Source organism: Streptomyces sp. NPDC059256, from assembly GCF_042753785.1.
Taxonomy (GTDB): domain Bacteria; phylum Actinomycetota; class Actinomycetes; order Streptomycetales; family Streptomycetaceae; genus Streptomyces.
Genome location: NZ_JBHYZO010000025.1, coordinates 1 through 26248, shown reverse-complemented (window position 1 = coordinate 26248; position 26248 = coordinate 1). Strand labels below are relative to the sequence as shown.

General features: G+C 70.7%; 17 protein-coding genes. 12 read left to right on the top strand and 5 right to left on the bottom strand.

Features of this window, described 5'->3' with window-relative positions; all coding sequences use genetic code 11:
• Positions 1-114 precede the first annotated feature (114 nt).
• The 4 genes from ACFXJL_RS30740 to lanKC form a co-directional block, all read right to left on the bottom strand.
• Complete coding sequence (locus tag ACFXJL_RS30740) at positions 115-1950, bottom strand: ATP-binding cassette domain-containing protein (protein ID WP_384638761.1); 1836 nt, start codon at positions 1948-1950, stop codon at positions 115-117.
• Entirely contained in the window at positions 1947-3821 is a 1875-nt protein-coding gene (locus ACFXJL_RS30735; protein ID WP_384697825.1) for an ABC transporter ATP-binding protein, read from the bottom strand. Before ACFXJL_RS30735 ends, ACFXJL_RS30740 begins: the two co-directional genes overlap by 4 nt.
• A gap of 156 nt (positions 3822-3977) precedes the next feature.
• Entirely contained in the window at positions 3978-4109 is a 132-nt protein-coding gene (locus tag ACFXJL_RS30730) for a SapB/AmfS family lanthipeptide (RefSeq protein WP_329024628.1), read from the bottom strand.
• A gap of 32 nt (positions 4110-4141) precedes the next feature.
• Positions 4142-6880 carry a class III lanthionine synthetase LanKC gene (lanKC, locus tag ACFXJL_RS30725; protein ID WP_384697823.1) on the bottom strand — a complete coding sequence of 913 codons (2739 nt, stop codon included), beginning with the start codon at positions 6878-6880 and terminating at the stop codon, positions 4142-4144.
• Between the two features lie 746 nt (positions 6881-7626).
• On the opposite strand from lanKC, the gene argC reads away from it, so the two are divergent.
• From argC to ACFXJL_RS30690, 7 genes are all read left to right on the top strand, one after another.
• Positions 7627-8655 carry an N-acetyl-gamma-glutamyl-phosphate reductase gene (argC, locus tag ACFXJL_RS30720; protein ID WP_384697820.1) on the top strand — a complete coding sequence of 343 codons (1029 nt, stop codon included), beginning with the start codon at positions 7627-7629 and terminating at the stop codon, positions 8653-8655.
• On the top strand, positions 8652-9803 hold the full coding sequence (argJ, locus tag ACFXJL_RS30715; RefSeq protein ID WP_384697817.1) for a bifunctional glutamate N-acetyltransferase/amino-acid acetyltransferase ArgJ: 1152 nt from the start codon (positions 8652-8654) through the stop codon (positions 9801-9803). Before argC ends, argJ begins: the two co-directional genes overlap by 4 nt.
• A 26-nt stretch (positions 9804-9829) precedes the next feature.
• A complete protein-coding gene (gene argB, locus ACFXJL_RS30710) occupies positions 9830-10825 on the top strand; it encodes an acetylglutamate kinase (protein WP_384697814.1) in 996 nt (331 codons plus the stop codon).
• Complete coding sequence (locus tag ACFXJL_RS30705) at positions 10822-12066, top strand: acetylornithine transaminase (RefSeq protein ID WP_384697811.1); 1245 nt, start codon at positions 10822-10824, stop codon at positions 12064-12066. Before argB ends, ACFXJL_RS30705 begins: the two co-directional genes overlap by 4 nt.
• Before the next feature lie 190 nt (positions 12067-12256).
• A complete protein-coding gene (locus ACFXJL_RS30700) occupies positions 12257-13684 on the top strand; it encodes a lysine N(6)-hydroxylase/L-ornithine N(5)-oxygenase family protein (protein WP_384638783.1) in 1428 nt (475 codons plus the stop codon).
• 35 nt (positions 13685-13719) lie between these two features.
• Positions 13720-16674, top strand: a complete 2955-nt coding sequence (locus ACFXJL_RS30695) for a condensation domain-containing protein (RefSeq protein ID WP_384697807.1) — start codon at positions 13720-13722, stop codon at positions 16672-16674.
• A 47-nt stretch (positions 16675-16721) separates the two neighbouring features.
• Entirely contained in the window at positions 16722-16931 is a 210-nt protein-coding gene (locus tag ACFXJL_RS30690) for an MbtH family NRPS accessory protein (RefSeq protein ID WP_358877956.1), read from the top strand.
• Between the two features lie 110 nt (positions 16932-17041).
• Here the strand turns inward: ACFXJL_RS30690 and ACFXJL_RS30685 are convergent, their stop codons facing one another.
• Positions 17042-17542 carry a GNAT family N-acetyltransferase gene (locus ACFXJL_RS30685; protein WP_358877957.1) on the bottom strand — a complete coding sequence of 167 codons (501 nt, stop codon included), beginning with the start codon at positions 17540-17542 and terminating at the stop codon, positions 17042-17044.
• Between the two features lie 293 nt (positions 17543-17835).
• On the opposite strand from ACFXJL_RS30685, the gene ACFXJL_RS30680 reads away from it, so the two are divergent.
• The 5 genes from ACFXJL_RS30680 to ACFXJL_RS30660 all read left to right on the top strand — a co-directional run.
• Complete coding sequence (locus ACFXJL_RS30680) at positions 17836-18114, top strand: phosphopantetheine-binding protein (protein ID WP_384644881.1); 279 nt, start codon at positions 17836-17838, stop codon at positions 18112-18114.
• Positions 18115-18367: 253 nt separating this feature from the next.
• On the top strand, positions 18368-19309 hold the full coding sequence (locus ACFXJL_RS30675) for an ABC transporter ATP-binding protein (RefSeq protein ID WP_384697802.1): 942 nt from the start codon (positions 18368-18370) through the stop codon (positions 19307-19309).
• Positions 19296-20771, top strand: a complete 1476-nt coding sequence (entS, locus tag ACFXJL_RS30670) for an enterobactin transporter EntS (protein ID WP_384697799.1) — start codon at positions 19296-19298, stop codon at positions 20769-20771. The genes ACFXJL_RS30675 and entS overlap by 14 nt, the downstream gene beginning before the upstream one ends.
• Positions 20772-20870: 99 nt before the next feature.
• Positions 20871-21029, top strand: coding sequence for a hypothetical protein (locus tag ACFXJL_RS30665; protein ID WP_384697796.1), 159 nt, complete (start codon positions 20871-20873; stop codon positions 21027-21029).
• Positions 21030-21161: 132 nt separating this feature from the next.
• Positions 21162-26248, top strand: a 5087-nt coding sequence (locus tag ACFXJL_RS30660; RefSeq protein WP_384697793.1) for an amino acid adenylation domain-containing protein, incomplete at its 3' end; no start/stop codon positions are given.

Below are 26248 nucleotides of genomic sequence, written 5' to 3'. Positions count from 1 at the left end.
CAGCCGCTGATGTCCCCGGGCGGCGACGATCAGTCCGCCCAGGCACACCGAACGGATGCCCCCGGGACACCCTCCGTCGCGCTTCCGCAGGGACGCACGGCACCGGGGCCGGGGTCATCCCTGCCGCATCGTGCTCACGGCACGTCCCGATGGATCAGACGACTCCGACACCTCTGATCCATCCGGTGCAGGGGCTTCGGGGGTCGGGGACCAGTGCCCCATCAGATCGCGGTACAGCGCCGACTGGGCGGGGAGCTCGGCCGGCGTTCCGCAGACCGTGTGCGTACCGTCCATCACCAGTACCCGTCCCGCGCGCCCGGCCGATGACAACCGGTGGGCGATGACCACCAAAGTCTTCCCCCGCTCGGCCAGCGCCACTTCGGCACGCGCCTCGGCTGCCGGATCGAGATGGCTGGTCGCCTCGTCCAGGATCAGCAGGGGCGTAGTGGTGAGATGGGCCCGGCACAGGGCGATGAGTTGGCGTTCCGCGGGCGAGAGTTGCTGTGGGTCGACGGCGGCGTCCAGTCCCCCGAGCCGCTCCAGCAGGGCGGTCGCGCCGATGGCCTCGATCGATCCGATGAGTTCGCGGTCGTTCGCCGTGAGCCGCAGATAGCGGAGGTTGTCGCGCAGGGTGCCGGTGAACACGTACGCCTGCTGGGGCAGCAGGGTACGCAGTGCGGTGGGCTCCCACTCCCCGGTGGCCCGGCCCAGCCAGCGCACTTCCCCCTCGGTGGGGGGCACCACCCCGGCGAGAACGGCTGCGAGCGTGGACTTGCCGCTGCCGCTCGGTCCCACCACCGCCAGGTGCTCCCCCGCTCGTAGCGTGAGGTCCAACCGATGCAGCACGGGACGGGCGCCCGGACCGTACGCGAAGCTCACGGAGCGCAGTTCGGCGGTGTCCGCGGACGGAGAGTGATGTGGGGGCGGCGCGGTGCCCGGCTGCGGAGGCAGGGTCACGGTTCCGGTGAAGCGATCGAGCACCACCACCAACCGTCCGCCCGCGGTGCCCAACACGCTGAGCAGGGCGTGCACCGCGGGGGCCAGCGAAGCGGTCAGATAGGTGAACGCCCCGACGAGCGCGCCGCTGGTGAGTCCCTGTCGCATCAACCAGGGAGCGGCGAGGAGCAGGAGCAGCGGTGGGACGCGTGAGCACACGGCGAGGGCGACGATGCGTACGGCCGCCCAGCGGGCGAGCGACCGTGCGGCGGCGACCTGCTCGTCCGCGAGGTGCTCGGCACGGGTGAGGGTCGAGCTCACCGCACCCGTCGCCGCGATGTCCCGGAGCGCGGAGGCCGTGTGGCCCGCGTGCGCGGCGAAGGCTTCGTCGGATGCGAGGTAGGCGCTCTGGCGCGCGGCCATGGGGATGAGCGTGGCCAGGAAGAGCGCCAGTCCGATCAGGAGCGGCGGCAGGACGACCAGGAGCAGTCGCGGGGAGAGTGCGGCCAGGCCGGCGAGCGCGCCGAGCGAGGTGAAGACGAAGGAACGCAGGGAGAGTACGAGGCCGGCCCAGCCGTCCCGGGCGATCTCGCTCTGATGCGTGACCTGGGAGAGCGAACGGGTGGTGGCGGGGGTGGCCGCGGTGAGCGCCCCGGCCAGGGCGCGGGCCGTCGAACGTCGCACCAGGCCGTCGCGCAACGGCTCGACCAGATCGGCGAGTCCGGCGAACAGCCTGCGGGTGGCGAGCGCGGCCGGGAGGGTGGCGAGCGCGGCCACGGCGAGCCAGAGCAGTCCGGTGGCGGGCGCATCCGAGAGGAAGCCCCGGTCGATGGCGTGGGCGACGGCGTATCCGCTGATGAAGGTCTGCGCGAACTCCAACAGCGACCAGCCTGCGAGGCGGCGCATCGCGGCGGTACGGGCCCGGAGGAAGGGCACGCCTTCGCGCATGACCCTGCGCAGGGCGCCTCTGATCCGTGCGGGCTCGGGCGCGGTGGGGGCCGGGTCGGGCGTCATGGTGCCTCCGGTCCGGATCGCCGCTGTCGGTGGGGTGGTGCGGGTGGTGCGGGGTCCTCGGTGGGGCGCTGACTCGCCGAGACGGTGACGGGTACTGCTTCCGCTGCTCCGGGGTCCGTCAGCCCGCCCGTGAGCCGCCCGTGAGCCCCGTCAGTGGGCGGGAGCGGGGCAGCGGGCGGCTCGGGGGCGTGGTGGAAGACCTGTCGATAGTCGGGGTCGGCCCAGAGGTCGGTGTGCCGTCCCACCGCGCGCACCTCGCCGTCGTCCATCCACAGCACCCGGTCGGCTTGAACGGCCGATGAGATGCGATGGGCGACCACGATCCGCGTGCTGCGGCCCGTGTACCGGGCCAGGGCCTGCTGGACCTGCCGTTCGGTGACGGTGTCGAGGCTTGAGGTGGCGTCGTCGAGGATCAGCAGCCGGCCGGCGTGGGCGAACGCCCTCGCCAGGCCGAGGCGTTGGCGCTCACCGCCGGACAGGGGCGCCTGGTCGAGAGGGGTCTGGTAGCCGTGCGGGAGCAGTCGGATGAACCCGTCGGCGGACGCGGCTCGGGCGGCCGTGCGGATCCCGGTGTCGGTCGGGCGGACCGCACCGGCCGCGATGGTGTCCTCGACGGTCTCGCCCCACAGGGTGGGGCGGGCGAAGGCGTAGCCGACCTCGTGCCGCAGGAGTACCGGGTCGACCGTGTCCAGGGGGACCCCGTCAAGGCTGACGGTGCCGCCGTCGGGGTCCATGAGCCGGCCTGCGACGGCGGCGACGAGGGACTTCCCGGATCCGGACCGGCCGACGACGGCCAACGACGTGCCGCCCGGGACACGGAAGCTGACCCCGCGCAGCAGGTGCTTCCCGTCCTCCACCACATCGACGGCGCGCAGTTCCAGGGTGCCGGGGCCCTCGGCTGGCAGGGTGCGGGCGAGATGGGGCACCGGCGGCAGTGTCAGGAGGGGCTCAAGCCGGGCCGCGGCACTCCGCCCCCGGGCGATCGCGCCGAGGGCTCCGGTCAACGAGCCGAGGCCGATGGCGAGGACCGCGTAGCGGGAGACGGCGAGGAGATCGCCGACACTGATCGCCCCGGCGGCGAGTCTGAGCCCGGCCACGGCCAGCACCAGTACGGAGAGCAGCGGTAGGAGCACGGCACTGGTGCCCGCGGCGCTGCCGTGGATCTGCCAGGTGCGGCGGCCGTGCGCGGCGAGGGCCGTGAGCGGTTCGGTGATGCGCGCGTGTTCACGGGTGGCGGTGTGTGCGGCACGCAGGGTGGCCGCGCCGTCCAGCGCCTCGGTGAGTCGGGTGGCGATCAGGGCCTGTTCGCGCTGGTAGTCGGCGGCTGCGTCCGCGGTGCGGCGGATGAGGGTGCGCAGGAGGAGGACGAACGAGGGCGCGCCGACGAGGAGTGCGAGTCCGGTCCAGGGGTCGATGAGGAACAGCCCGACGATCCCGCCGAGGGGGAGGAGGACTCCGGCGACGGCGGTGGCGGCCGTGACGGGCACGGCTGCGGCGTCGGCGGCGTTGGCGGTGAGCCGGGTGGTCAGGTCACCGGGTGGTACGGCGCCGCCCCTGCGTGGCTCGGTGCGCACCACTCGATCGAGGAGGAGGGTGCGCAGTCGGGCGGTCAGGGCCGCGGTGGTGGTGCCACCGAGCAGGGCGACGAGCGCATCGAGGAGGACCTCGGCCGCGGTGAGCCCAGCGCACAGCAGCAGGGCCGACCAGGGGATGCGGCCTTCGGTGACGAGTTGGTCCACGGCGATGCCGAGGGCCGCGGGAAGGGCGACCGCGGCAAGTGCGGCGAGGGCCGAGCAGACGGCGACGGCCGCGAGGGAGAGGCGGCCAGTGCCCAGGAACCGTACCGACGTCGCCGACGGCGGGGATGGCACCGCTGGCCGACTACCTGTCACGGGGAGTCCCTTCCACTTCTTGCCGGGCACCGGCCAGCACGTACGGCCCCGGGCCGGAGGCCGCGGGACCGTACGGGGTGCCGGGAGGTGGGCAGTGAGCGGAATGCGGTTACCGCCCTACCCCCCGGCCTGGTGTCACGGGGTGCAGAGAACGACGCTCAGGGAGCTGTACTCACACACCAGCAGGCTGACCTGGCTTCCGGTGGCGACGTCGCCGTACGCCTCATCCTGCGGGGTCTCCAGGGCCTGAAGGTCGAGAAGCGCCATGATGATTTCCTTCCGTGGGGACGGTTGTTTTCTCATTGGTGCACGGTCCCTGGCTGGGACCGGTCTGTGGGCCGCGGTCGCGGCGAGAGGAACGGCAGTGCGGCGGGGGTGTCCCCGAGCGCGCTGCCGAGGGCGAGCAGACACCCTGCGGTGCCGGTGGCCAGATCCATGGATCGGCGCATCATCTGCTCACCGGGGAAGGCCAGTCCGCCGGCGTAGGGCACGGCGTGCAGACCGAGGAGTTCGATGTGGCGGCGGATGGTCCGCTGCCTGAGTTCCGGATCGCCGACGGGGGTGCGGCTGAGCTGGAGGATCAGCCCGGCGACGCCCCGGAAGAGTCCCGGTTGGACGTAGAAGGCGGAGCAGAGCGCGGGCAGCATCGCCTGGCGTGCCGTGGTGAAGGCGTCGTCCGGGCGGTGTGCGAGGTACTCGTCGAGCACCAGGGCGAGCCCTGCGCTGCCCGCTCCGAGGTACGGCATGGTCCGTTTGCCTTCGACGACCAGCAGGGCGTCTTCGGCGCCGGGACGGCAGCGGGCGAGGTCGCGGTGGAGCGCGGTGGCCGCGAGGTCGAGGAGTTGGGGATCGCCGGTCGACTCGTAGCGTCTGATGAACAGCAGCGCGAGTCCCGTTGCGCCATGGAGCAGTCCGGTCCGGGGTGAGGGTGGACCGCTGAGCAGGGCGCGGGCGGCGAGGGCGGTGCAGCGGTCGGCGGTGCCGGCGAGTGCGACGGCTTCCGTACCGGTGGCGGTGCGGGCGAGGTCGTCGAGGGCCAGGGCTATGCCGGCGTGTCCGCCGTGGAGATCTGCGGTGAGCCCTTCGACGGGCTGGCGGGCGATCAGTTGGGCCAGTTCCGCGGCTTGCTCGGGGTGGCCGATGCGACGCAGCGTCCAGGCGATGCCGGCGAGGCCGTCATAGAGACCGATCGGGGTGCCGGGTGCTGGCTCCTTGACTCGGGCGAGCAGCCATTCCACGGCTTCGGGGCTGGATGGCGCGCCCGTCTCGTGGAGCGCGTACAGGATTCCTGCGGCGCCGTAGCCGAGGGACTGGCCACCGGCCGGGGAGGCGAATTGGGCGATGTCGCCCGGAAAACATCGGTCCTCACGGTCGGGTGTACAGGAAGCGAGGATGGCCTGTGCCATGGAGTCCCGGCTGAGCGGCCACTCGCCCGGGTCGGGTATTCGCGCGGAGCCGGAGGTCGGCCGGTGCCCGGTGGAGCCAGGGGCGGTCGAGTCCTCGGTGCCGTCATCGGCGGATGTCTGCCGTGATTCCGCCGAGCGGATGGTCTGCTCGGGTGGCGTGGTGCCGTTGGCAGGGGCGCTGTCGCTCTGCCCGGCGTTACGCAGGATCTCGTCCACCGCGGGCCGGAGTTCGTCCTCCGTCACAGGGAAGATCCGGGCGGCTCCCCGGGCGAGCTGGGTGACCTTGCCCCGGTCGATCGCGAAGAGTGTGGTCAGCGGCAGGAGCAGGGCGAGGCGCAGACAGGCGAGGGCGTAGCGGTCGATCTCCACGCCCCGCCGGTCGGCGGGGGCGACGAAGGCCGGGTTGGCCACCACCTGGCGGCACCGGTCGGCCGTGCGGGAGGCCGCCTCGAAGTCGAGGAGGACGACTCTCGATTCGTCGTCGGAGACCATGACGTTGCTCATGTGGAGGTCGCTGATGACCACGCCGCGTTCGTGCACCGCCTGGACGGCGTCCGCCACCAGGGCGTACATCCTGCCGGCCCATTCGGCGTGCTCGGCCAGCTGCTCGCGGCTCGGCTGTGACGCGGAGAGGGGGAAGCGGCGGGCGAAAACGGTGTTCAGGGTGGTGCCTGGCACATGTTCCAGTGCGAGGAAGTGGTGTCCGCCGACCTCGAAGGTGCCGCGGAGTTGGGGTACGCACTCCAGTCCGGCCAGTTGCTCCAGGGCGGTGCGTTCGCGTTCGAGCCGGGCGACGGCATCGGCCCCGTCAGCGGCCAGACCGGCGTGCGGCCGGGCCTCCTTGAGGACGACGTCCTCACCGGTGCGGGGGTCGCGTGCCTTGTAGACCCCACCACCGTTGGAGAAGTGGAGCGCACCGCTGATCTCGTACGGCATCTGGTCCATGCCGACGGTGGTGCGGGCTTCGATGTGCGGCTTGAGGAAGGCCGGGGGCGTCACCCAGTCGGGGATGCGCAGGGAGGGGCCGCGGGGGTCCGGGACCAGGGTGCCCGAGGGGTTGGCGACGGCGGGCACGAGTCTGCCATCAGGCCCGGGGCAAAAGCGGGGGGCGAAGGCTCCGTACCGCACATGGACCGGTCCGTCGCCGCACCGCAGATCGCTGAGGATGTACGGGCCGGGTTCACCGTCCAGGAGTTCCATCAGATCGCCGCAGACCTCGGGGAAGCTCTCCTCCGAGTGCGGATAGACGGTGAGGAACTTGCCGCTGCCGGCGCGGTCCGCGTACTTGGCGTTGCGCAGCAGCAGCAGGGGCCGGGAGGGGATGAACTTCACCGGGATGCGTCGCGGAATGCAGTAGTCCAGGACGCGTTGCAGGACCGACTCCGCGTTGTCGAGGGTGGCGGAGATATGGATCTTCCAGCCCTGCTGGGGCAGTCGAAGGCCCCGGGGGCTGTAGGAGAGCCAGTCTCCGCGCCGGGAGCGCTCCCACCCCTCGGGGGCGGCTTCCTGTGCGGGTCCGAAGGAGCCGTTTCGGGCTTGGGAGCCGATGGTGTCCACGCCGTTGGAGGAGCGGTGGGGTACGTCGTAGAAATCACGATCCGCCTGACAGTACGTGGCGTACTCGGGGTTCATGTGTACTCCTTCCCGCTCGTCTCGGTCGTCGTTCCCGGCTGACGTGACTGAAGGTGTCATGCGCCGGTGGCGGCCGGACAGTCGCTGCTGTCACCAGTTCCGCATGTGCCTGGGTATGCGATTCACATGGGTGTCGCATGGCCCTGTACTGCGTGGATGTGTGCGAGAAGCACATGTGCGGGGCGAGGGGCGTATGCATCGCACCTGCCGGGACCCGGGCAGGTGCAGGACAGGAGTGGTGCGGTACGCGCTCGTGGTGCGCGCCCTCCGCACTGCCGTGGACGGTCGGCGGCACCACGCCTGGGGCTCTGCGAGGCGCTGGCGGTGTGGGCCCTGTCTACTTCTCCTTCTACGGGCGGTCTGCGCCCTGTCTGCTTCTCCTTCTACAGCGGGTGCCACCGGGCCCCTGGAGGGACTTCTCCTGCTGCGAACTCCTGCGTGGGCAGGGTGGGTCGGCCATCCGCCGGGCACCTCGGCGTACGCCGTGCGCACTCGGCACCGGGCGTTGTGCCCCGGGCGGGGAAGGGAGAGAACCGCCAGGTGGGTGCGTCGAAGGCGCCTGCGCCGAGGGTTTCTCGATGGTGGGAGCGCCGCCGCAGGCACCGTGGGGCGGGGGTCTTCTTGAGCCTTCGACAGCGCCGCCTCGAACCACCGACGGGAACATTAGGTTAGGCTAAGCTAAGTTCCTGTCGGCGGAGCTGGGGTGCACACCGTGTCACCAGCGATCGGAAGAGAAGACTCCTGAGATGACGTTCCGCGTGGCAGTGGCAGGCGCGAGTGGATATGCCGGGGGTGAGGTTCTGCGGCTCCTGGCCGACCATCCGGACGTGGAGATCGGCGCCCTCACCGCACACAGCAGTGCGGGCAAACGCCTCGGTGACGTCCAACCCCAACTGCACTCCCTCGGCGACCGGGTGCTCGAAGCGAACTCCGCCGAGGTGCTCACCGGGCACGACGTCGTCTTCCTCGCCCTCCCCCACGGACAGTCGACGGCCCTCGCGAACGCCCTGGGCCCCGTCGCGCTCATCGTGGACTGCGGCGCGGACTTCCGACTGCGCGACCCCGACGACTGGAAGCGGTTCTACGGCACGCCCCACGCCGGTGTCTGGCCGTACGGACTCCCCGAACTGCCCGGTGCACGGGCGGCGTTGTGGCAGACCAGACGCATAGCGGTACCCGGGTGCTATCCGACCGCCGCCACGCTGGCGCTCTATCCCGGCTACGCCGCCGGGCTGCTGGAACCCGAAGCGGTGATCGTCGCGGCGAGCGGAACCTCCGGCGCAGGTCGGGCGCTCAAGCCCCATCTCCTCGGCTCCGAGGTCATGGGGTCCATGACGCCCTACGGCGTCGGCGGAGGGCACCGGCACACACCCGAGTTGGTGCAGAACCTCTCCGACACGGCGGGAGAGGCGGTGGCCGTGTCCTTCACCCCGACGCTCGCCCCGATGGCCCGGGGCATCCTCGCCACCTGCTCGGCCCGGGTGCGCCCCGGAACGACGGCCGGCGCACTGCGGACCGCCTACGAGGAGGCGTTCGCAGCGGAACCGTTCGTACGTCTCCTCGGCCCCGGGCAGTGGCCCGCCACCGCGTCCGTCATCGGCTCCAACTGCGCCCACGTACAGGTCGCGTTGGACGAGAGCACCGGACGACTCATCGCCGTCAGCGCCATCGACAACCTCACCAAGGGCACCGCCGGCGGAGCGGTGCAGAGCATGAACATCGCCCTGGGGCTGCCGGAGACCCTGGGCCTGCCCCTGAATGGAGTCGCCCCGTGAGCGTGACCGCTGCCCAAGGATTCCTCGCGAGCGGCATCGCCGCCGGGATCAAGGAATCCGGAGCACTGGACCTGGCACTGGTGGTGAACGGCGGGCCGGCATACGCGGCGGCCGGTGTCTTCACCCGCAACCGGGTGCAGGCAGCACCGGTGCGCTGGTCACGCCGGGTGCTGCGCCACGGCCGGACGGCGGCGGTCGTCCTGAACTCCGGTGGTGCCAACGCCTGTACGGGTCGACCCGGCGACGAGGACACCCGTCGCACCGCCGAGTTGACCGCACAGGCTCTCGGGCTGCGCACCGACGACGTGGCGGTCTGCTCCACCGGTCTCATCGGGATCCGACTGCCGATGGAGAAGCTGGCCACCGGGATCGCCGAGGCCACCGAGCAGTTGACACCGCAGGGCGGTCAGGACGCCGCCGTCGCGATCCGGACCACCGACTCGGTGGAGAAGACGGCACAGGTCTCCCGGGACGGGTGGACGGTCGGTGGGATGGCCAAGGGCGCCGGGATGCTCGCGCCGTCCCTCGCCACCATGCTGGTGGTGCTCACCACGGATGCCGACGTCGAGGCCGAAACCCTGGACACCGTCCTGCGGGAGGCGGTCCGTACGACCTTCGACCGCGTCGACTCGGACGGCTGCACCTCCACCAACGACACGGTGCTGCTGCTGGCGTCGGGGGCGTCCGGCCTCACCCCCGAGGCCGACGCCTTCGCCCGGGCGGTCCACACCGTGTGCCTCGATCTCGCCCGACAGCTCATCGCCGACGCCGAAGGCGCCAGCAAGGAGATCGAGGTGGAGGTGGTGGGCGCGGCCAGTGAGCAGGACGCCGTCACCGTGGGGCGCTCGGTGGCCCGCAACAACCTGCTGAAGTGCGCGCTCCACGGCGAGGACGCGAACTGGGGCCGGGTGCTCTCCGCGATCGGCACCACCGACGCCGTGTTCGACCCGGACCAACTCGACGTGGCCATCAACGGCGTCTGGGTGTGCCGCGACGGAGCGGCGGGCGAGTCCCGGGAGAAGGTCGACCTCTCCGGGCGCCGGATCACCCTGACCGTCGACCTGCGCAGCGGTCAGGAGTCCGCGGTGATCTGGACCAACGACCTCACCGCCGAGTACGTCCACGAGAACAGCGCGTACAGCTCATGAACGCAGCGGGTACGACGGCCGCAGCGATGGATCCGACGAAGCCGCCTTCCCCTCCTCCGTCGCGCGGAACGCTCCCGCGAGCGCGCACGGTGATCGAGGCTCTGCCCTGGTTGGAGACGTTCCAGGGCAAGGTCGTGGTCATCAAGTTCGGTGGCAACGCCATGGTGGACGAGGAACTGAAGCGGGCTTTCGCCCAGGACGTGGTCGCACTGCGCTACGCCGGGCTGCGACCGGTGGTGGTCCATGGCGGCGGTCCGCAGATCAGCTCGCTCCTGGGCCGCCTCGATCTGGAGGTCCGGTTCGCAGCCGGTCTCAGGGTGACGACGCCCGAGGTCATGGATGTGGTCCGGATGGTGTTGGCCGGGCAGGTGCAGCGGGAGATCGTGGGGCTCATCAACGCCCATGGCCCCTTCGCCGTCGGGCTGACGGGTGAGGACGCCCACACGATGACGGCCGTGCGCAGGCCGGCGCAGATCGACGGCGAACCGGTCGACATCGGTCTGGTCGGCGAAGTGGTCCAGGTCGATCCCGACACGCTCCGGGCGCTGCTCGATCGGGGGCGGATCCCCGTGGTCTCCCCCATCGCCCGCGGCGAGGACGGCCAGGTCTACAACATCAACGCCGATCTTGCGGCGTCCGCGCTGGCCGTCGCACTGGATGCGGAGAAGTTGGTGATGCTCACCGACGTCGAGGGCCTGTACGCGAATTGGCCGCACAGCACCGAGGTCATCGACGAACTGACGGCGAGCGCCCTGGAGCGACTGCTGCCCTCGCTGGCGAGCGGGATGGTGCCCAAGATGGAGGGCTGCCTCCAGGCGGTGCGCGCGGGAGTGCGCAGGGCCCATGTACTGGACGGACGGGTGCCGCACTGTCTGCTGCGGGAGGTGTTCGCCGACGACACCAACGGAACCACCGTGGTCCCCGATGCACACGACCGCCGGGGGCCGACCCCCGCTCCACACCGGGCCGATCGCGCCCCCGACCCCCGGCCCACCGATGTGAAGGCGGAGGACGCCAGATGACAACGGACACAACGCCCGAAGCCCATGACACCGACGACGTGCCCCAACACGGTGACACGGAGGTGTCTCAACACGGTGGCACGGCGGCGCTGACCCAACGCTGGCGTGCCGTGATGATGGACAACTACGGCACTCCCGCCATGGCGCTGGTGCGCGGAGAGGGCAGTGTGGTGTGGGACGCGGACGGCTCGGCGTATCTGGACTTCACCGGAGGCATCGCCGTGAACTCCCTGGGCCATGCGCATCCCGCGATCGTCGATGCAGTGAGCAGCCAGGTCGCCAGGCTTGGCCATGTGTCCAATCTGTACGTGGCAGAACCCCCGGTGGCGCTGGCCGAACGGCTGTTGCGGCTCGCGGGCCGCGAGGGGCGGGTGTTCTTCTCCAACTCGGGCGCGGAGGCCAACGAAGCCGCGTTCAAGATCGCACGCAGGACCGGCCGGCCCCATCTGGTGGCCACCGAGGGCGGCTTCCACGGGCGGACCATGGGCGCGCTGGCGCTCACCGGCCAGCCCGACAAGCGGGCGCCCTTCCTGCCCCTGCCCGGCACGGTGACGCATGTGCCGTTCGGTGACCCGGACGCCCTGCGCGCCGCGGTCACGGAGGAGACGGCCGCGGTGCTGATCGAGCCGATCCAGGGCGAATCGGGGGTGGTGCCCGCACCGGGCGGCTATCTCCGCGCCGCCCGGGACATCACCCGCGCCATGGGCTCGTTGCTGATGTTGGACGAGGTGCAGACCGGTACCGGACGCACCGGCCACTGGTTCGCCCACCAGGCTTCACCCGGTGTGGACCCCGATGTGGTGACACTGGCCAAGGGGCTCGGCGGCGGGCTGCCCATCGGTGCCACCCTCGCCTTCGGAGCCGCGGGGGCCCTGTTGACACCCGGACAGCACGGCTCCACCTTCGGAGGCAACCCGGTGGCGTGCGCGGCGGCCCTCGCCGTGCTGGACACCATCGAGAACGAAGGTCTCCTGGCCCAGGTCCTCAGCAGTGGCGCACGGCTGCGGCACGGCATCGAAGCCATCGGGCATCCCCTGGTGCGCCAGGTGCGGGGTGCCGGACTGCTCCTGGCCGTCGAGTTGGAGCGACCCGTGGCGCCACGGGTGCAACAAGCTGCCCGGGAGGCCGGATTCCTGGTGAACGCCGTGAATCCGACGACCGTACGCCTGGCGCCGGCGCTGACCGTGAGTACTGACGACGTGGATGCACTGGTGGCGGCCTTCCCCGCCATCCTCGGCTGACGCCTCAGGCTCCTTCGAAAAGCACTGAAGAGCACTGACGACTACTGCCAAGCGCCGACAAGCGCCGACAAGCACTGGCGACTACTGCCAAGCGCTGCCAAGCACCGACAAAGCCTCAAGTAGCTCTGCCAAGCCTCGACAGGCACCGCCGAACCCCCCATACCACAGGCCACCATGAGTGAGGACGAACATGCCGGCAGGTCACGCGAGCATCGCACAGCGGAAGACCCCCATCCACGATGTGGTGGGCATCGGCTTTGGCCCGGCCAACCTCGCCCTGGCCATCGCCGTGCAGGAACACAATGAACGCTCCGCCCCCGAACAGCGGCTGCGGTCGGCGTTCCTGGAGCGACAGCCCGGGTTCGGCTGGCACCGCGGCATGCTCATCGAAGGGGCGACCATGCAGGTGTCGTTCCTCAAGGACCTGGTCACCATGCGGGACCCCGGGAGTCGCTACACCTTCCTGCGCTACCTCCACGAGCGAGAACGCCTCATCGACTTCATCAACCAGAAGAGCTTCTTCCCCACCCGGGTCGAGTTCCACGACTACCTCGCCTGGTGCGCAGCCAGCTTCAGCGAGCAGGTGTCCTACGGCTGTGAGGCACTGTCCGTACGGCCCGTCGAGCAGGACGGCGGGGTGACGCACCTCGATGTGGCCCTGCGGACGGCCGGGAGCGCATCGGGCGAGACGGAAGCCTCGCTGAGGACCCGCAATGTGGTGCTGAGCACCGGGCTGCGCCCACGACTGCCGGAGGGCGTGTCATTGGGCGAGCACGTCTGGCACAACCGGGACCTCCTCTTCCGTACCCAGGAGCTGAAGGAGCGCCCGCACCGGAGGTTCACCGTGGTGGGGGCGGGGCAGTCGGCCGCCGAGACCGCGGACTATCTGTACCGCACCTTCCCGGACGCCGAGGTGTGCGCGGTGTTCACGCGCTACGGCTACAGCCCCGCCGATGACAGCCCCTTCGCCAATCGGATCTTCGACCCATCCGCGGTGGACGATTTCTACGAGGCGCCCGAGGCGGTGAAGCGCGCGCTGCTCGGATACCACGGGAACACCAACTACTCCGTGGTGGACGGCGAGTTGATAGAGCAGCTCTACCGCACGGTCTACCAGGAGAAGGTGGCCGGGACCGAGCGGCTGCGCATCCTGCGCACGACCGCCCTCACCGGGGTCGAGGAGATACCCAACGGCTCCCGGGCGATCGTGACCTCCCTCACCACGGGTGAGCGCTTCCCCCTGGACTCCGACGCAGTGGTGCTGGCCACCGGCTATCGCCCCCATGACCCCAGGGAACTGCTCGGGCCGCTCGTCGACCGCTGTTTGACCGACGGCCAGGGGAGGTTGCGCATCGACCGCGACCACCGTCTGTTGACGGACGAGCGGATCACGGCCGGGGTCTACCTCCAGGGCGCCGTCACCGAGCACACCCACGGCATCACCTCCTCGCTGTTGTCGACGCTGGCCGTGCGCTCAGGCGAGATCCGTGACGCGCTCGTGAGCCGCACGCCCGCCGGGCCGCCGGTGGAGGCCCGGGCAGAGGCAGCCGAGCTCCTCGACGACCAGGCGCTGGCACCGAGTGGAGCCGAGGCGGCTGGCGTCGCCCCCGGCCGTTGACCCCACCCGCTCGGACGACTCCCCAGGAAGGCGAGATGTCTCACGCGACGCTCACCCCGGCACCGCCGCAGGAACTGACGGCCGCACAGGCGCACGTGCTGTCCGCGCAGCGGACCGACCCCCACCACGCCGGCTACAACGTCGGCCAGTACATCGAATTGATCGGCCCCATCGACGTCGATGCGCTCCAGGACGCACTGCGGCACACCTTGGCCGAGGCGCCGGGGCTGCACTTCCGGATTCGGGAGGAGGGCGGGCGGCTCCTCCAGGAACCGGTGCCCTTCGACGCGGCGCACTGGCGGCTGCCGCGGCTGGACACCACGGGAGCGGCCGATCCGACGTCGGCCGCCGTGGAGTTGGTCCGTGAGCAACTCGCCTGCCCGCCGCGACTGGACCTGCTGTTCGGAAACGGCACCGGCACCGTCCCGCCCGCGCTGACAGGCGCGGTCCTGGTCCGGGTGGGGGCGCAGCACCACCTCCTGTTCCAGTACTTCCACCAGTTGGCGGTGGACGGCTACGGGGTGGCACTGCTGACCCGTCGGATCGCCGAGGTCTACACGGCCGTGCTGCGCGGTACTCCCCTGCCCGACTCGCCGTTCGCACCGGTGTCCACCCTCGTGGATGCCGAGTCCCGGTACACCGCGTCCGCGCAGTACGCGCGCGATCGTGCGCACTGGGCGGCGAGGTACTGCGACGGGCCGCAGCTCACTCCGGTGCGCGGACGGTCCGCGCCGCCGTCCGACACCGCCCTGCGCCGTACGGTGGTCCTCGACCGGCAGACCGCCGCCGCGGTGGTGTCCACGGCCCGGGCGTCTCGATGCACCTGGGCGGAGACCATCGCGGCCACCGTCGCCGTACAACTCCACCGAGAGACCGGTACGCGCGATGCGGTGCTGGCCATGTACGCCATGGCCCGCACCGCGCCCGGCACCTTGAGGGTGCCGGGTATGGCCGTGAACATCCTTCCGGTGCGGGTGGCAGTGGGCGACGAGGACACCTTCGCCACCGTGTTGGAACGCATGGCCGCCGAGTTCACGGCCGTACGCACCCACCAGCGCTTCCGTGGCGAGGAGATCGTCGGCGAACTGTGGCCGGGGCGTACGCGCGCCCACTGGCCCGGACCGCTCCTCAATCTGCGGCCGTTCGACACCGAGGTGGACTTCGCGGGGGTGCCCGGACACATCGTGACGCTCGCTTCGGGGCCGGTGGAAGGACTCTCGATCTCCGCCGTGCGGTACGCGGACGGGCGGCTGAGGCTCGACTTCGACGGCAACCCCGCACTGTACGACGCGCAGGGGCTCGGGGAATGGGCCGAGCACTGTGTTGGACTGCTGCGCCAACTCTGCCGCGAACCGGGGCGCGCGCTGTCGGCTCTGCGCGCTCCCGATGTCGTGGAGACGATCGCGCCTCGCCGGTCCGGAGCGGGCCTGTCGGTGGCCAAGAGCCCGCCTTCGGGGAACATGCCGGCCGAGGAAGCGGGCGGGTTGCCCCTGCTGCCCGTGGCCCACCGGCTCCGGGAGTCGGGCGCTCCCGTCGAACGGCGGCAGGAGTCGGCGCTGTGGGAGGTTCCCGCGGGCCTCTCGGCTGTGGTGTTGCGCCGGGCGGTGGCCCGGCTGGCCCGCGCCCATCCGGCGCTGCGCCTCAAGCTGCACCGGCTGGGTGGGGCCGCCGGCGAGGTGTGGACGCACGAGGTCCTGCCGTCGGCGCTCGCTCCGGCGGTGATCGACACGGCGACGGTACGTCGGGTGGTCACCGGCCGGGCGACGGGAGCCCAGTTGTCGGCGCTGATCGCCGGTGAGGCACGGCGGGCCGCCCTGGCGCTCGATCCCTGGACGGGCACCGTACTGCGTCTGGTCTGGTTCGACGCGGGGCCCGGCGGGCCGGGGCGGCTGCTGCTGATCGCACATGTGACGGCGGCGGACGATGCGTCATGGCAGGTGATCGTTCCGGAACTCGCCGCCTCCTACCAAGCCCTGCTCGTGGGCGGGGGGCCCATTCACGGAACCGACGGAACCGACGGATCCGACCGATTCAGCGCAGCCGACCGGTTCAGCGGAACCAACGGACTCGGCGGAACGGCTTCGGAGGGCTTGCACGGTTGGACGCGGCGGCTGCTGGCCGAGGCCAACGAGCCCGAGCGCGTGGCGGAACTGCCCGCCTGGTCGGCACTGTCGGCCCGCCGAGGCATCGCCCTGCCACCCAGGCCTGAGCACTCGTTCCCGACCGCTGCGGACGGCTGCCACGATGAGTTGACCACGTACGTCGCAGCTGGCAGCACCGGTACCAAGACCAGCACCGACACTGACACTGACACCGATGGTGCTCGGCGCGGCGCGGACGCCCACGGCCTTGAGGTCGCGGTGCTCACCGCGCTCGCCGTTGTCGCGGGCGATGAACCGCGGTTGCGCGGAGACGGCTTGGGCCCTGAACTGGTGGTGGAACGGGAGTTCTCCGACCCGACCCGTCCCCTGCGCATGGCGGGTGGGTTCGGCGTGGTCCATCCGGTCCGCATCCCCGCTCCGGGAGCCTCCCCCACCGGCGAGGCCGTGGGGCGGGCCCTGTCCCGTACCGCCGGGGCGTTGGCCTCGGTGCCCGACGGGGGGCGAGGGCACCAACAACTGCTGCACCTCAATGCGCAGACGGCGTCGTTGCTGGCGGACGGGGCTCGCGACGTGGTGCGTGTGGTCCATCGTGTGCGCCCCGGAGCCACGGCCGGCGCTGTCGACTGGAGACCCGCTCCGATCTCGGAGTGCACAGCGCTACGGGCCGCGCTGGCCGCCCTGCCCGGGGCCGAACCGCCGCTCACCGGGCCGCTGGAAGTCACGCTCGTCGAGGACGGCGGCTCGGACGCGGGTCCGAGAGCCGAGTTGCGCTGGCGCTGGGCCGCACACGTCTTCAGCGAGGAGGAGGCCCGCCGGTTGACGGCCGAGCTGACCAGGCTGATCACCGACTTCCTGCCCTTCTCCACCGACCCTGCCCTATCCGCCTGACCTGTCATCACCCATCCGCACAGCACTCACCACGAGGAGAGATCACCATGACCGCCACCAACCCCTTCGAGGACGCCGACGGAAGCTACTTCGTGCTGGTGAACGAGGAGAACCAGCATTCGCTGTGGCCCTCGTTCGCCGCGGTTCCTCCCGGTTGGACCGTCGTGCACGGCGAGGACACCAAGGAGGGATGTGGCCAGTACGTGGACTCGCACTGGACGGACATGCGCCCGGCAAGTCTGGTCGCGCGGTCCTGACCCTTCGCCCGACGCCGAGCGGCCGGTCCTGAAGGGCTCCTCCAGGACCGGCCGCTCGGCGTGCCCCGTCCCGGTACGGGCCGGGGGCCCGCATCCGGGAGTCGGCCGCGTCAGAGCAGGGTGCGGGCGAGCACGGTGGACCCGCGCCGGGGGTCGAGCGCGTTCACCCAGGCGAGCGGGGCCAGTTCGGGGGCGATCGGAGTGAAGCCGTGGCGCAGGAAGAGCTCCCCGCCACCGGTCGTCGCCGTGAACACCGCTCGCAGGGACCGGGCAGCGGCCTGGGCCAACGCGGAACGCAACAGCGCGGATCCCACTCCACGGCCTTGACTGGCCGGGGAGACACAGAAGTTGTAGAGCACCGCGGCCGGCCCCCGGGGCTCGTCGGGGTGGATGCGCAGCCCCAGACAGCCGGCGAGGACGTCTGCGGGGAGTTCGGCGACCAGGAAGTCCGCGGCTTCGGCGGCGTAGTGGCCGCGTGGGCGCTCCCGCAGGGCGCCGCAGTGGAAGAACTGCCGGGACAGGGCGTGCAGGGCCGCAGCGTCCAGCACACTCGCCTGCCGCACGGAGGCGGTCGAGAGCTGGACGGCGGGACGCGGCAGAGCCGTGGTCAATGGGTTCCCTCTCCTCGGTCTTGCGGAACGCCCGGGGTCACGCCGTACGCACCCGTGGACACTCACCAACAGACCGGTGACACTTAGGCAAGGCTTGCCTAATTTTCAGCCACAGTACGACACGGCAGTCGCCACCATCCCATCACCCGCACGGACAGGGGGAGTTGGACACCCGCAGCCGATGTCCGCGCGAGCCGCCGGCTTGACTTAGGATGACCGGAAGTAGTTAGGTAAGCCTAACCTAAACTCTGCTGATGGGTTGCGGAGTCCAGCCAGGGAGAGGAACACCGACGATGGCCGACACGGCCCATCCAGAGACTTCCGGACCACAGGCTTCCGGCCAGAGCACCTTCGCTCTGGAGCGACTGGTGCGCGATGTCGCCGAGATGCTGTACGTCGACGCGGAAGACGTACTGGTCGACGAGAGCCTCTTGGACCAGGGACTCGACTCCATCCGGCTCATGACGCTCGTCGAGACCTGGCGCGCCGACGGCGCCCGGATCAGCTTCGTCGAACTCGCCGAGCGACCGACGCTCAAGGAATGGGCCGTCCTGCTGGGCGGCGGAACCTGAGGCACGCTCCCCGACGGCCGGTCAGCACACCGGCGACCCCACCACGTGGTACCGACCGTCAGATTCAGTGCCGAACCTGACAGCACCGGCCGGCCCACCCGTTGTCCCACCGCCCGTGGTGGACGACGAGCCGGCTGCGACAGGCGTTTTCGAGTACCCCCAGCGGCACGGCCGCTCCCTCGCACGGAAGCGTTCGGGCCCGCGCCCACGCGGCCGGGTACGCCGCAGGGAATCGACGGAGGAAAGACAGATCATGGGTGAGAGGCTGCGGGCCGACGACCTGCTGCGGACGTACGACCCGAGTGCCGCGGCCGAACGGCTCGGCGTCAACGTCCCCGAAGCATCGCTGACGGCGATCGTCGGCCCGCACACCAGCGGCAAATCGGCCCTGTTGCACGCGCTGGCCCGGCTCGTCGACCCGCCCCAACGCGCAGTAGTCATCGGCGGTCGACCCATCGCCACTCTTCCCGCCACGGTGCTCGCCCGCCGACTCGGGCTGCTCCCCGCGTCGACGGCCACATCGAAGGACATCACCGTCGTCGACCTCGTGGCCCGGGCACGCTTCCCCGACGGACGGCTCCTGCGGCCGTGGTCGGCCGAGGACGACGAGGCCGTGCGAACGGCCCTGCACACCGCCGACGTCGCCGAACTGGCCCACCGCCACGTCGACGACCTCTCCGGTGGGCTGCGTCAACGCGTCTGGGTCGCCGTGGCGCTCGCCCGAAGGACTCCGATGCTGCTGCTCGACGAACCCACCACCCTGCTGGACCTCGCCCACCAGGTGGACGTACTCGACCTGTGCGCCGAACTCCGCGAGGCGCACGGACGCACGGTGGTCGCGGTACTGCCCGACCTCAACCAAGCCTGCCGCTACGCCACCCATGTGATCGCCATGCGGGACGGCAGGGTCATCGACCAAGGCCCCCCGGCGAGGATCGTCACCACCGATCTCGTCGAGGACGTCTTCGGTCTGCGCTGCCGGATCATCAACGACCCCGAGACCGACACCCCACTGGTGCTGCCCCTGGGCCGGGCGTTCCGGCGGGAACCGATGCAACCGCCCGCCGCGCGCACCCGGACCACCGCTTCCACCAAGATCACGGACAAGCCAATGGATCACGCCCAGGACCACCGCGCTGCTGCCGGGTCGACGAGAGAGAACGCCACGACGGGAGCCCCCCGTGTCCGTGCGTGACTACCTCATCGACATCGAACCCCTGCGCACCAGCCCCGATTTCCGCTCCATCTTCGTCGCCCGTGTCGTCTCGCTCTTCGGCCTCGGCATGGCCAGCGTGGCGCTCGCGGCCCAGGTCTACGATCTGACCGAGTCCATCTTCCAGATCGCCGTGACCAGCATGATCATGAGCGTCACGGTGTTGATCGGATCCCTGTGGGGCGGGGTGATGGCCGACCGGATGGATCGCAAGCGGCTCATCGTCTACGCCCGGGGCGCCGCCGCGTTCGCGTTCGCCGGACTGGCCTGGAACGCCCTGGCGCCGGACCCCAAGGTGTGGGTGATCTTCCTCTGTGTGGCCTGGGACGGCCTCGCCACCGGTGTCAGCGTGACGGCCCTGATGGCCGTCGCACCCACGCTCGTACGGCCCGACCAACTGCCGGCCGCCGGTGCCCTGATCTCGCTCACCGGCGAGATCGGCTCCATCGCCGCCCCGCTGCTGGGCGGAGTGCTGCTGGCGCTGTGGGGGCCGGGACCGGTGTTCGCGTTCGCGGCCGTCACCACGGCCATCACGACCTTCCTCATCTCCCGCATCCGTCCGCTGCCACCCGTTCGGGACGACGACCCCGACTACCTCAACGATCCCGACGATCACAACGATCGCAACACAGTCGGCGCGGAGGACTCCGGATCGCTCCTCGTGGCGTTCAAGTACGCCTGGCGCAACAAGGTCGTGGGAGGACTCCTCACCCTCGGAGGAGTGACGGCCCTGTTCACCATGCCGGTCGTGGTGTTCCCCGCCATGGTCGACAAGGAGTTCGGGGGCGGCGATGTGATGCTCGGCGTCCTCTACACCGCGTCCGCGGTCGGATCCGTCATCGTCTCCGCAACCAGTGGCTGGCTCACCCGGGCCGCGCGCCCGGGCCGATTGTTGCTGATCGCCGCCTTCGTCGGCGGGCTCTCGATGATCGGTTTCGGCCTCAGCGGGAACATCGTCGTCGCCGTGGTGATGCTCGCCATCTGCGGTGGCGCGGGCACGGTCTACGAGATCCTGGAGTACGCCCTGGTCCAACACAACACCCCGGATCAACTGCGTGGACGCATCGTCAGCGTCATCACGACCCAGGACACCGCGGGAGACATCGTCGGCGACGCGGAAGTCGCCCTGATCGCCAAGTGGTTCAGCCCGTCGGGTGCGGCCGTCGTCAATGGTGTGATCTGCGCGATCACCGCCGTGGCCATCGCGGTCACCGTACCGGGCTTGCGCCAGGCGACACTCCCCAAGGAAGCGTGGGAGGACGACAACGACGACCCCGACGCCCCCGACAACCCCGATGCCCCCGACGACCGCGATGCAGATGCCGACCCTCATGCAGCCGACGGACCCGGTGAAGTCAAGGGGTCCGACGGGGGCAGCGCCGCGCCCGCCCCGGTCAGCCCCGAGGTGACGACCGTCGAGAAGGCCCGGCCGATGGGCGGCTGATCGGACCTCTCCGCGCGCCACCATCGTGCGCCACCCCACCAGTAGTTCACCAGGAGCGCGCCGGGCGACCGGAAGCGTGGACCGAGGAAGGCAGGGCACGTGCTCCGCACCCGTACGCACAGCACATTCGACACACGACGTCCGGGCAGTCGGCTCCGTCAACTGCGCAGGGCAGCTGCCTCCCTGGTCGCAACGGTCGCCGAACGCCTCGACCCCGCGCCCGAAGCGTTCGAACAGCCCCTGAAACACCGTCCCTAGGCCGGGTGGGGGTGCGTCGCTCCGGACGGTCGACGCACCCCCACCCACGGGGCCTCAGTGCCCGCCCCCGTCAGCCATCCCCGACCGCTCCCCACCGATCCCGCCGCGTCCGACCCCTGGAGCAAGATCCCCATGACCGAGCGTGCTTCCCAGCGTCTTCCTCTCACCGGGGCCCAGACCGGCGTCTGGTACGGCCAGCGGCTCGACGCCCTCTCCCCCGTCTACAACGTCGGTCAGTACATCGAGATCGACGGCACCGTCGACAGCACGCTCTTCGAACGTGCCGTGCGCCGAACGATCGCCGAGACCACGGCGCTGACCGTACGCTTCGCGGAGTCCCACGGTGAGGACGGCGAACCGCACCAACTCCCGCAGAGCGCCCACCACTGGCGGGGACTGGACGTCGTCGACCACACGGATGCCGCGGACCCCGTGGCCGCGGCGCTGGCCTCGATGCGCGCCGACATGGACACTCCGGCGGACCCGGCGACAGAACCCCTGTTCCACTTCGCGCTCCACCGCGTCGGCCCCGACCGCACCTGGTGGTACCAGCGCGTCCACCACATTGCCCTGGACGCCTACGGCTTCTCCCTGATCAGCCGTCGCACCGCCGAGATCTACACGGCCCTGGTCTGCGGCGATGAACCGGCACCGAGTCCCTTCGGCCCGCTCAGCTCCGTCATCGAGGAGGAGCACGCCTACCGGAACTCGCCCCAATGGGCCGAGGACCGCGACTACTGGCGCACCCGCCTCGCGGACCGTCCCGAGCCGGAGCCGCTCAGCGGAGCCACCTTCGCCGCCTCCCACGCCTTCCGTCGGGAGACCGCCACCCTCTCCCCCGAAACGACCGCCGGACTCTTCGCCATCGCCCGCGCTGCCCGGTCCAGCTGGGCCGATGTGGTCACCGCGGCCTTCGCCGCCTATCTGCACCGCGCCACCGGCAGTCGTGACGTCCTGCTCTCGCTGCCGGCCATGGCCCGTCTCGGCTCCGTCGCGCTCAAAGTGCCCGCGATGGTCGTCAATGTGCTGCCGCTGCGGATCGCCGTCCGTCCCGACACTCCCCTGTCCGCACTCGTCTCCGAGGTCGCCGCGGACATCAGGGCCCTGCGCCGCCACCAGCGCTACCGCGCCGAGGACATCCACCGCGACCTCGGGCTCGTCGGCCGGGAGCGGGGCCTCCTCGGCCCCATGGTCAATGTGAAGGCGTTCGACAACGCCCTCGACTTCGCCGGCTCACCCGGCACGGTCCACAACGTGGCCGCCGGGCCCGTGGACGACCTCACCCTCGGCCTCTACCACGACGCGGCCGAACGGCGCCTGCGCTTCGAGTTCGACGGGAACCCCCGGGCGTACGACGCACCGGCCCTGGCCGCACGGTGCGCCGAGTTCGCACACTTCCTGGACGAGATCGCAGCCGGACCAGCGGACGCGCCCGTCGGCAGCCACGACCTGGTACCCGCCGCCGACCGCGCCCAGCTGATCGACGCCTGGAACGCCACCGCACACCCGACGACCGAGCGCACGGTCGTCGACGCCTTCGACGAACAGGTCATCGCCCAGGGCGAACTGCCCGCCGTCATCGCGGGCGACACCACCCTCACCTATGCCGAACTCGACGACCGCTCGGGCCGGCTCGCCGCACTGCTCACCGCCCGGGGGGTTGGCCCCGAGTCGATCGTCGGGCTCGCCCTGCCCCGCAGCGCCGATCTGCTGGTGGCCGTACTCGCCGTCCTCAAGGCCCGGGGCGCCTACCTTCCGCTGGATCTCGACTACCCCGCCGACCGGCTGGAGTTCATGGTCGAGGACTCCCGTCCGGTGTGCGTGCTGACCACCCTCGACTCCGCCGCAGCCGCCCCCGACGTACGGGGGGTGGACACCGTGGTCCTGGACGCACCCGACACCCTGGCCGAGCTCGCCGACCGAAGCCCGGCACCCAGCGCACCGGTCCACGGCGACCACCCCGCCTACGTCATCTACACCTCGGGCTCCACCGGACGCCCCAAGGGAGTCGTCGTCCCGCACGGGGCGCTGACCAACTTCCTCCAGATGCAGGCCGAGGAACTGGCCATGGCGGCGGGCGACCGGCTGGTCGCCGTCACCACCATCTCCTTCGACATCGCCGCACTGGAGATCTACACACCTCTCATCAGCGGCGCGACCGTGGTCCTCGCGGATCGGGACACCGTTCGCGACCCCGCGGCCCTGTCCTCGTTCATCGACACCCACCGACCCAGCGTTGTACAGGCCACCCCCTCGCTGTGGCACGCCCTGTTGGAGGACGGCGGCCCCGCCACACTGGACCGGATCACGGTCCTCGTCGGCGGTGAGGCCCTACCCGCCGACCTCGCCGAACGACTGGCCGGATCCGCCCGTTCGGTCACCAATGTCTACGGCCCCACCGAGGTCACCATCTGGGCCACATCCCGCACCCTCGAAGCGGAGCACACGGGCGTCCCCGACATCGGCAGCCCGTTCTGGAACACCCGCGCATACGTCCTCGACGGCGCCCTGCGCCCCTCTCCGAACGGCCGCCCCGGGGAGCTCTACCTCGCCGGGGCCCAGTTGGCACGCGGATACCTCGGACGGTACTCACTCACGTCCGAGCGCTTCGTCGCCGACCCGTACGGGCTGCCGGGCAGCCGGATGTACCGCACCGGCGACCTGGTGCGGCGACGCGTCGACGGTCGCATCGACTTCATCGGCCGCGCGGACGACCAGGTGAAGGTCCGGGGGTTCCGGATCGAACTGGGCGAGATCGAGAGCGCCCTCGGCTCTCCCGATTCGGTGGGACGCGCCGTGGTCCTGGTGCGCGAGGACCGGCCCGGAGTACACCATCTCGTCGGCTATGTGACCGCTGCCGACGGTGCGGCCCTGGAACCCGCCGCACTGCGCCAGGTGGTGGCCGAGCGCCTGCCCGAATACATGGTGCCCTCCGCGGTGGTCGTCCTGGACGCCTTCCCGCTCACCGCCAACGGCAAGATCAACCGTCGCGCGCTGCCTGCGCCGGACCTGGAGGGGTTGACGAGCACCACGGGCCGCGGGCCGCGCGGCGCCCGTGAGGAGATCCTGACCGGGATCTTCGCGGACGTGCTCGGGGTGGAGGGAGTCGGGCCCGAGGACGACTTCTTCTCCCTCGGCGGGCATTCGCTCCTCGCCGCCCGGGTGATCGCGCGGACGCGTACCGCGCTGGGCACCGACTGCACCATCCGCGATGTGTTCGAGGCACGGACGGTCGCCGCACTGGCACTGCGACTGGGTGAGCGCTCCGCCGCCGGCCGCCCCGCCCTGACGCCCGCCACCGACCGGCCGGAACTGTCGCCCCTGTCCTACGCACAGCAGCGGCTGTGGTTCCTGAACCAGATGGAGGGCCCCAGCGCCACCTACAACATCCCCTTCGTCGCCCGGTTCGACCAACCGGTGAACGCCGTCGCCCTCAACGCGGCCCTCTGGGACGTGGTGTCCCGCCATGAATCGCTGCGCACGGTCTTCGTCGATGTGGACGGCGAACCGCGACAGCGTGTCCTGACCATGGCGGAGGCCGCGGTGGAACTGCGGGTCGTGGAGACGCCGGCCGCACGGTTCGACGAGGAGTCCCGCATCGCGCTGGGCCATCTCTTCGATCTGTCGGCGGAGCCACCGCTACGGGTCACCTTGCTGCGGGACACCGACGCCGGGGCCTACGCCCTGGTGGTGCTGATGCACCACATCGCGAGCGACGAATGGTCGATGGGGCCGTTCCTCGGCGGTCTGGAGCGGGCCTATGCGGCCGGGATCGCCGGCACGTCGTCCAACACCACCGCCTTGCCGGTCCAGTACGCCGACTATGCGGTGTGGCAGCGGGAGCTACTCGGCGACCCCACGGACACCCTGTCGCTCGCAGCCCGACAGATAGCCTTCTGGCGCGACGAACTCGATGGAATACCAGCGGAGTTGACGCTGCCCACCGACCGTCCCCGGCCGGCCGTGGCGACGAACGCCGGCGGCATGGTGCACCGGACGGTTCCCACGGAGCTGGCGGCCGGGGTGCGGAAACTGGCTCGGGAGAGCGGCAGCAGCGTCTTCATGGTGGTGCACGCGGCGGTGGCGGCCCTGCTGCACCGACTCGGTGCGGGCGATGACATCCCCCTCGGCAGCCCGGTAGCCGGCCGCGGCGACGAAGCACTCGACGGACTCATCGGCTTCTTCGTCAATACGGTGGTCCTGCGCACCGACCTCGCCGGCACCCCGACCTTCACCGAACTCCTCGACCGGGTCCGCACCACGGATCTCGCCGCGCTCGATCACACGGATCTGCCGTTCGACAGTGTGGTGGAGGCGCTGAACCCGGAGCGTTCACTCACCCGGCACCCCCTTTTCCAGACCATGGTGTCGCACAGCACCGTCACCCAGGACGTCCAACGACTGTTCGGCCTCGATGCCCGGGTGGATCGGGTGGACCCGGGTGTCACGAAGTTCGATCTGGACATCACGTTCTCCGACTCCGCCCATGGCGATGAGCTCGACCTTGAGGTGTTCTACGCCTCGGATCTGTTCGATCGGTCGACGGTGGAGGGGTTGGCGGACCGGCTGCTGCGGCTGCTGGGCCAAGCGGTCGCCGACCCCGGCCAGAAGATCGCCGACTTCGAACTGATCAGCACAGCCGAACGGGCACTCCTGGCCGAGTGGAACACCACCGAACACCCCATCCCACCCGGAACCGTGCTGGACGTCCTCGCCGACCAGATCACCGCCACCCCCAACGAAACCGCCATCGTCGCCGGCACCACCCGCATGACCTTCGCCGAACTCGGCACCGCATCCGACCAACTCGCCCGACACCTCATCAACCAAGGCATCGGCCGCGAAACCATCGTCGCCCTCGCACTCCCCCGCAACGCCGACACCATCATCGCCACCTTCGCCGTACTCAAAGCCGGCGCCGCATACCTGCCACTCGACCTCGACTACCCCACCGAACGACTCCAGTACCTCCTCACCGACGCCAACCCCACCCACATCCTCACCACCACCGCCACCACCCACCAAGTACCAGGATCGATTCCACAACTGATCCTCGACGACCCCGACACCGTGGCCACGCTGTCGCACCTCAACGAAGGACCGCTCGGGAACATCCACCCCGACCAGGCCGCGTATGTGATCTACACATCAGGATCCACCGGGCGCCCCAAGGGAGTCGTCCTCCACCACCACGGACTCACCCACCTCTACCGAGACCA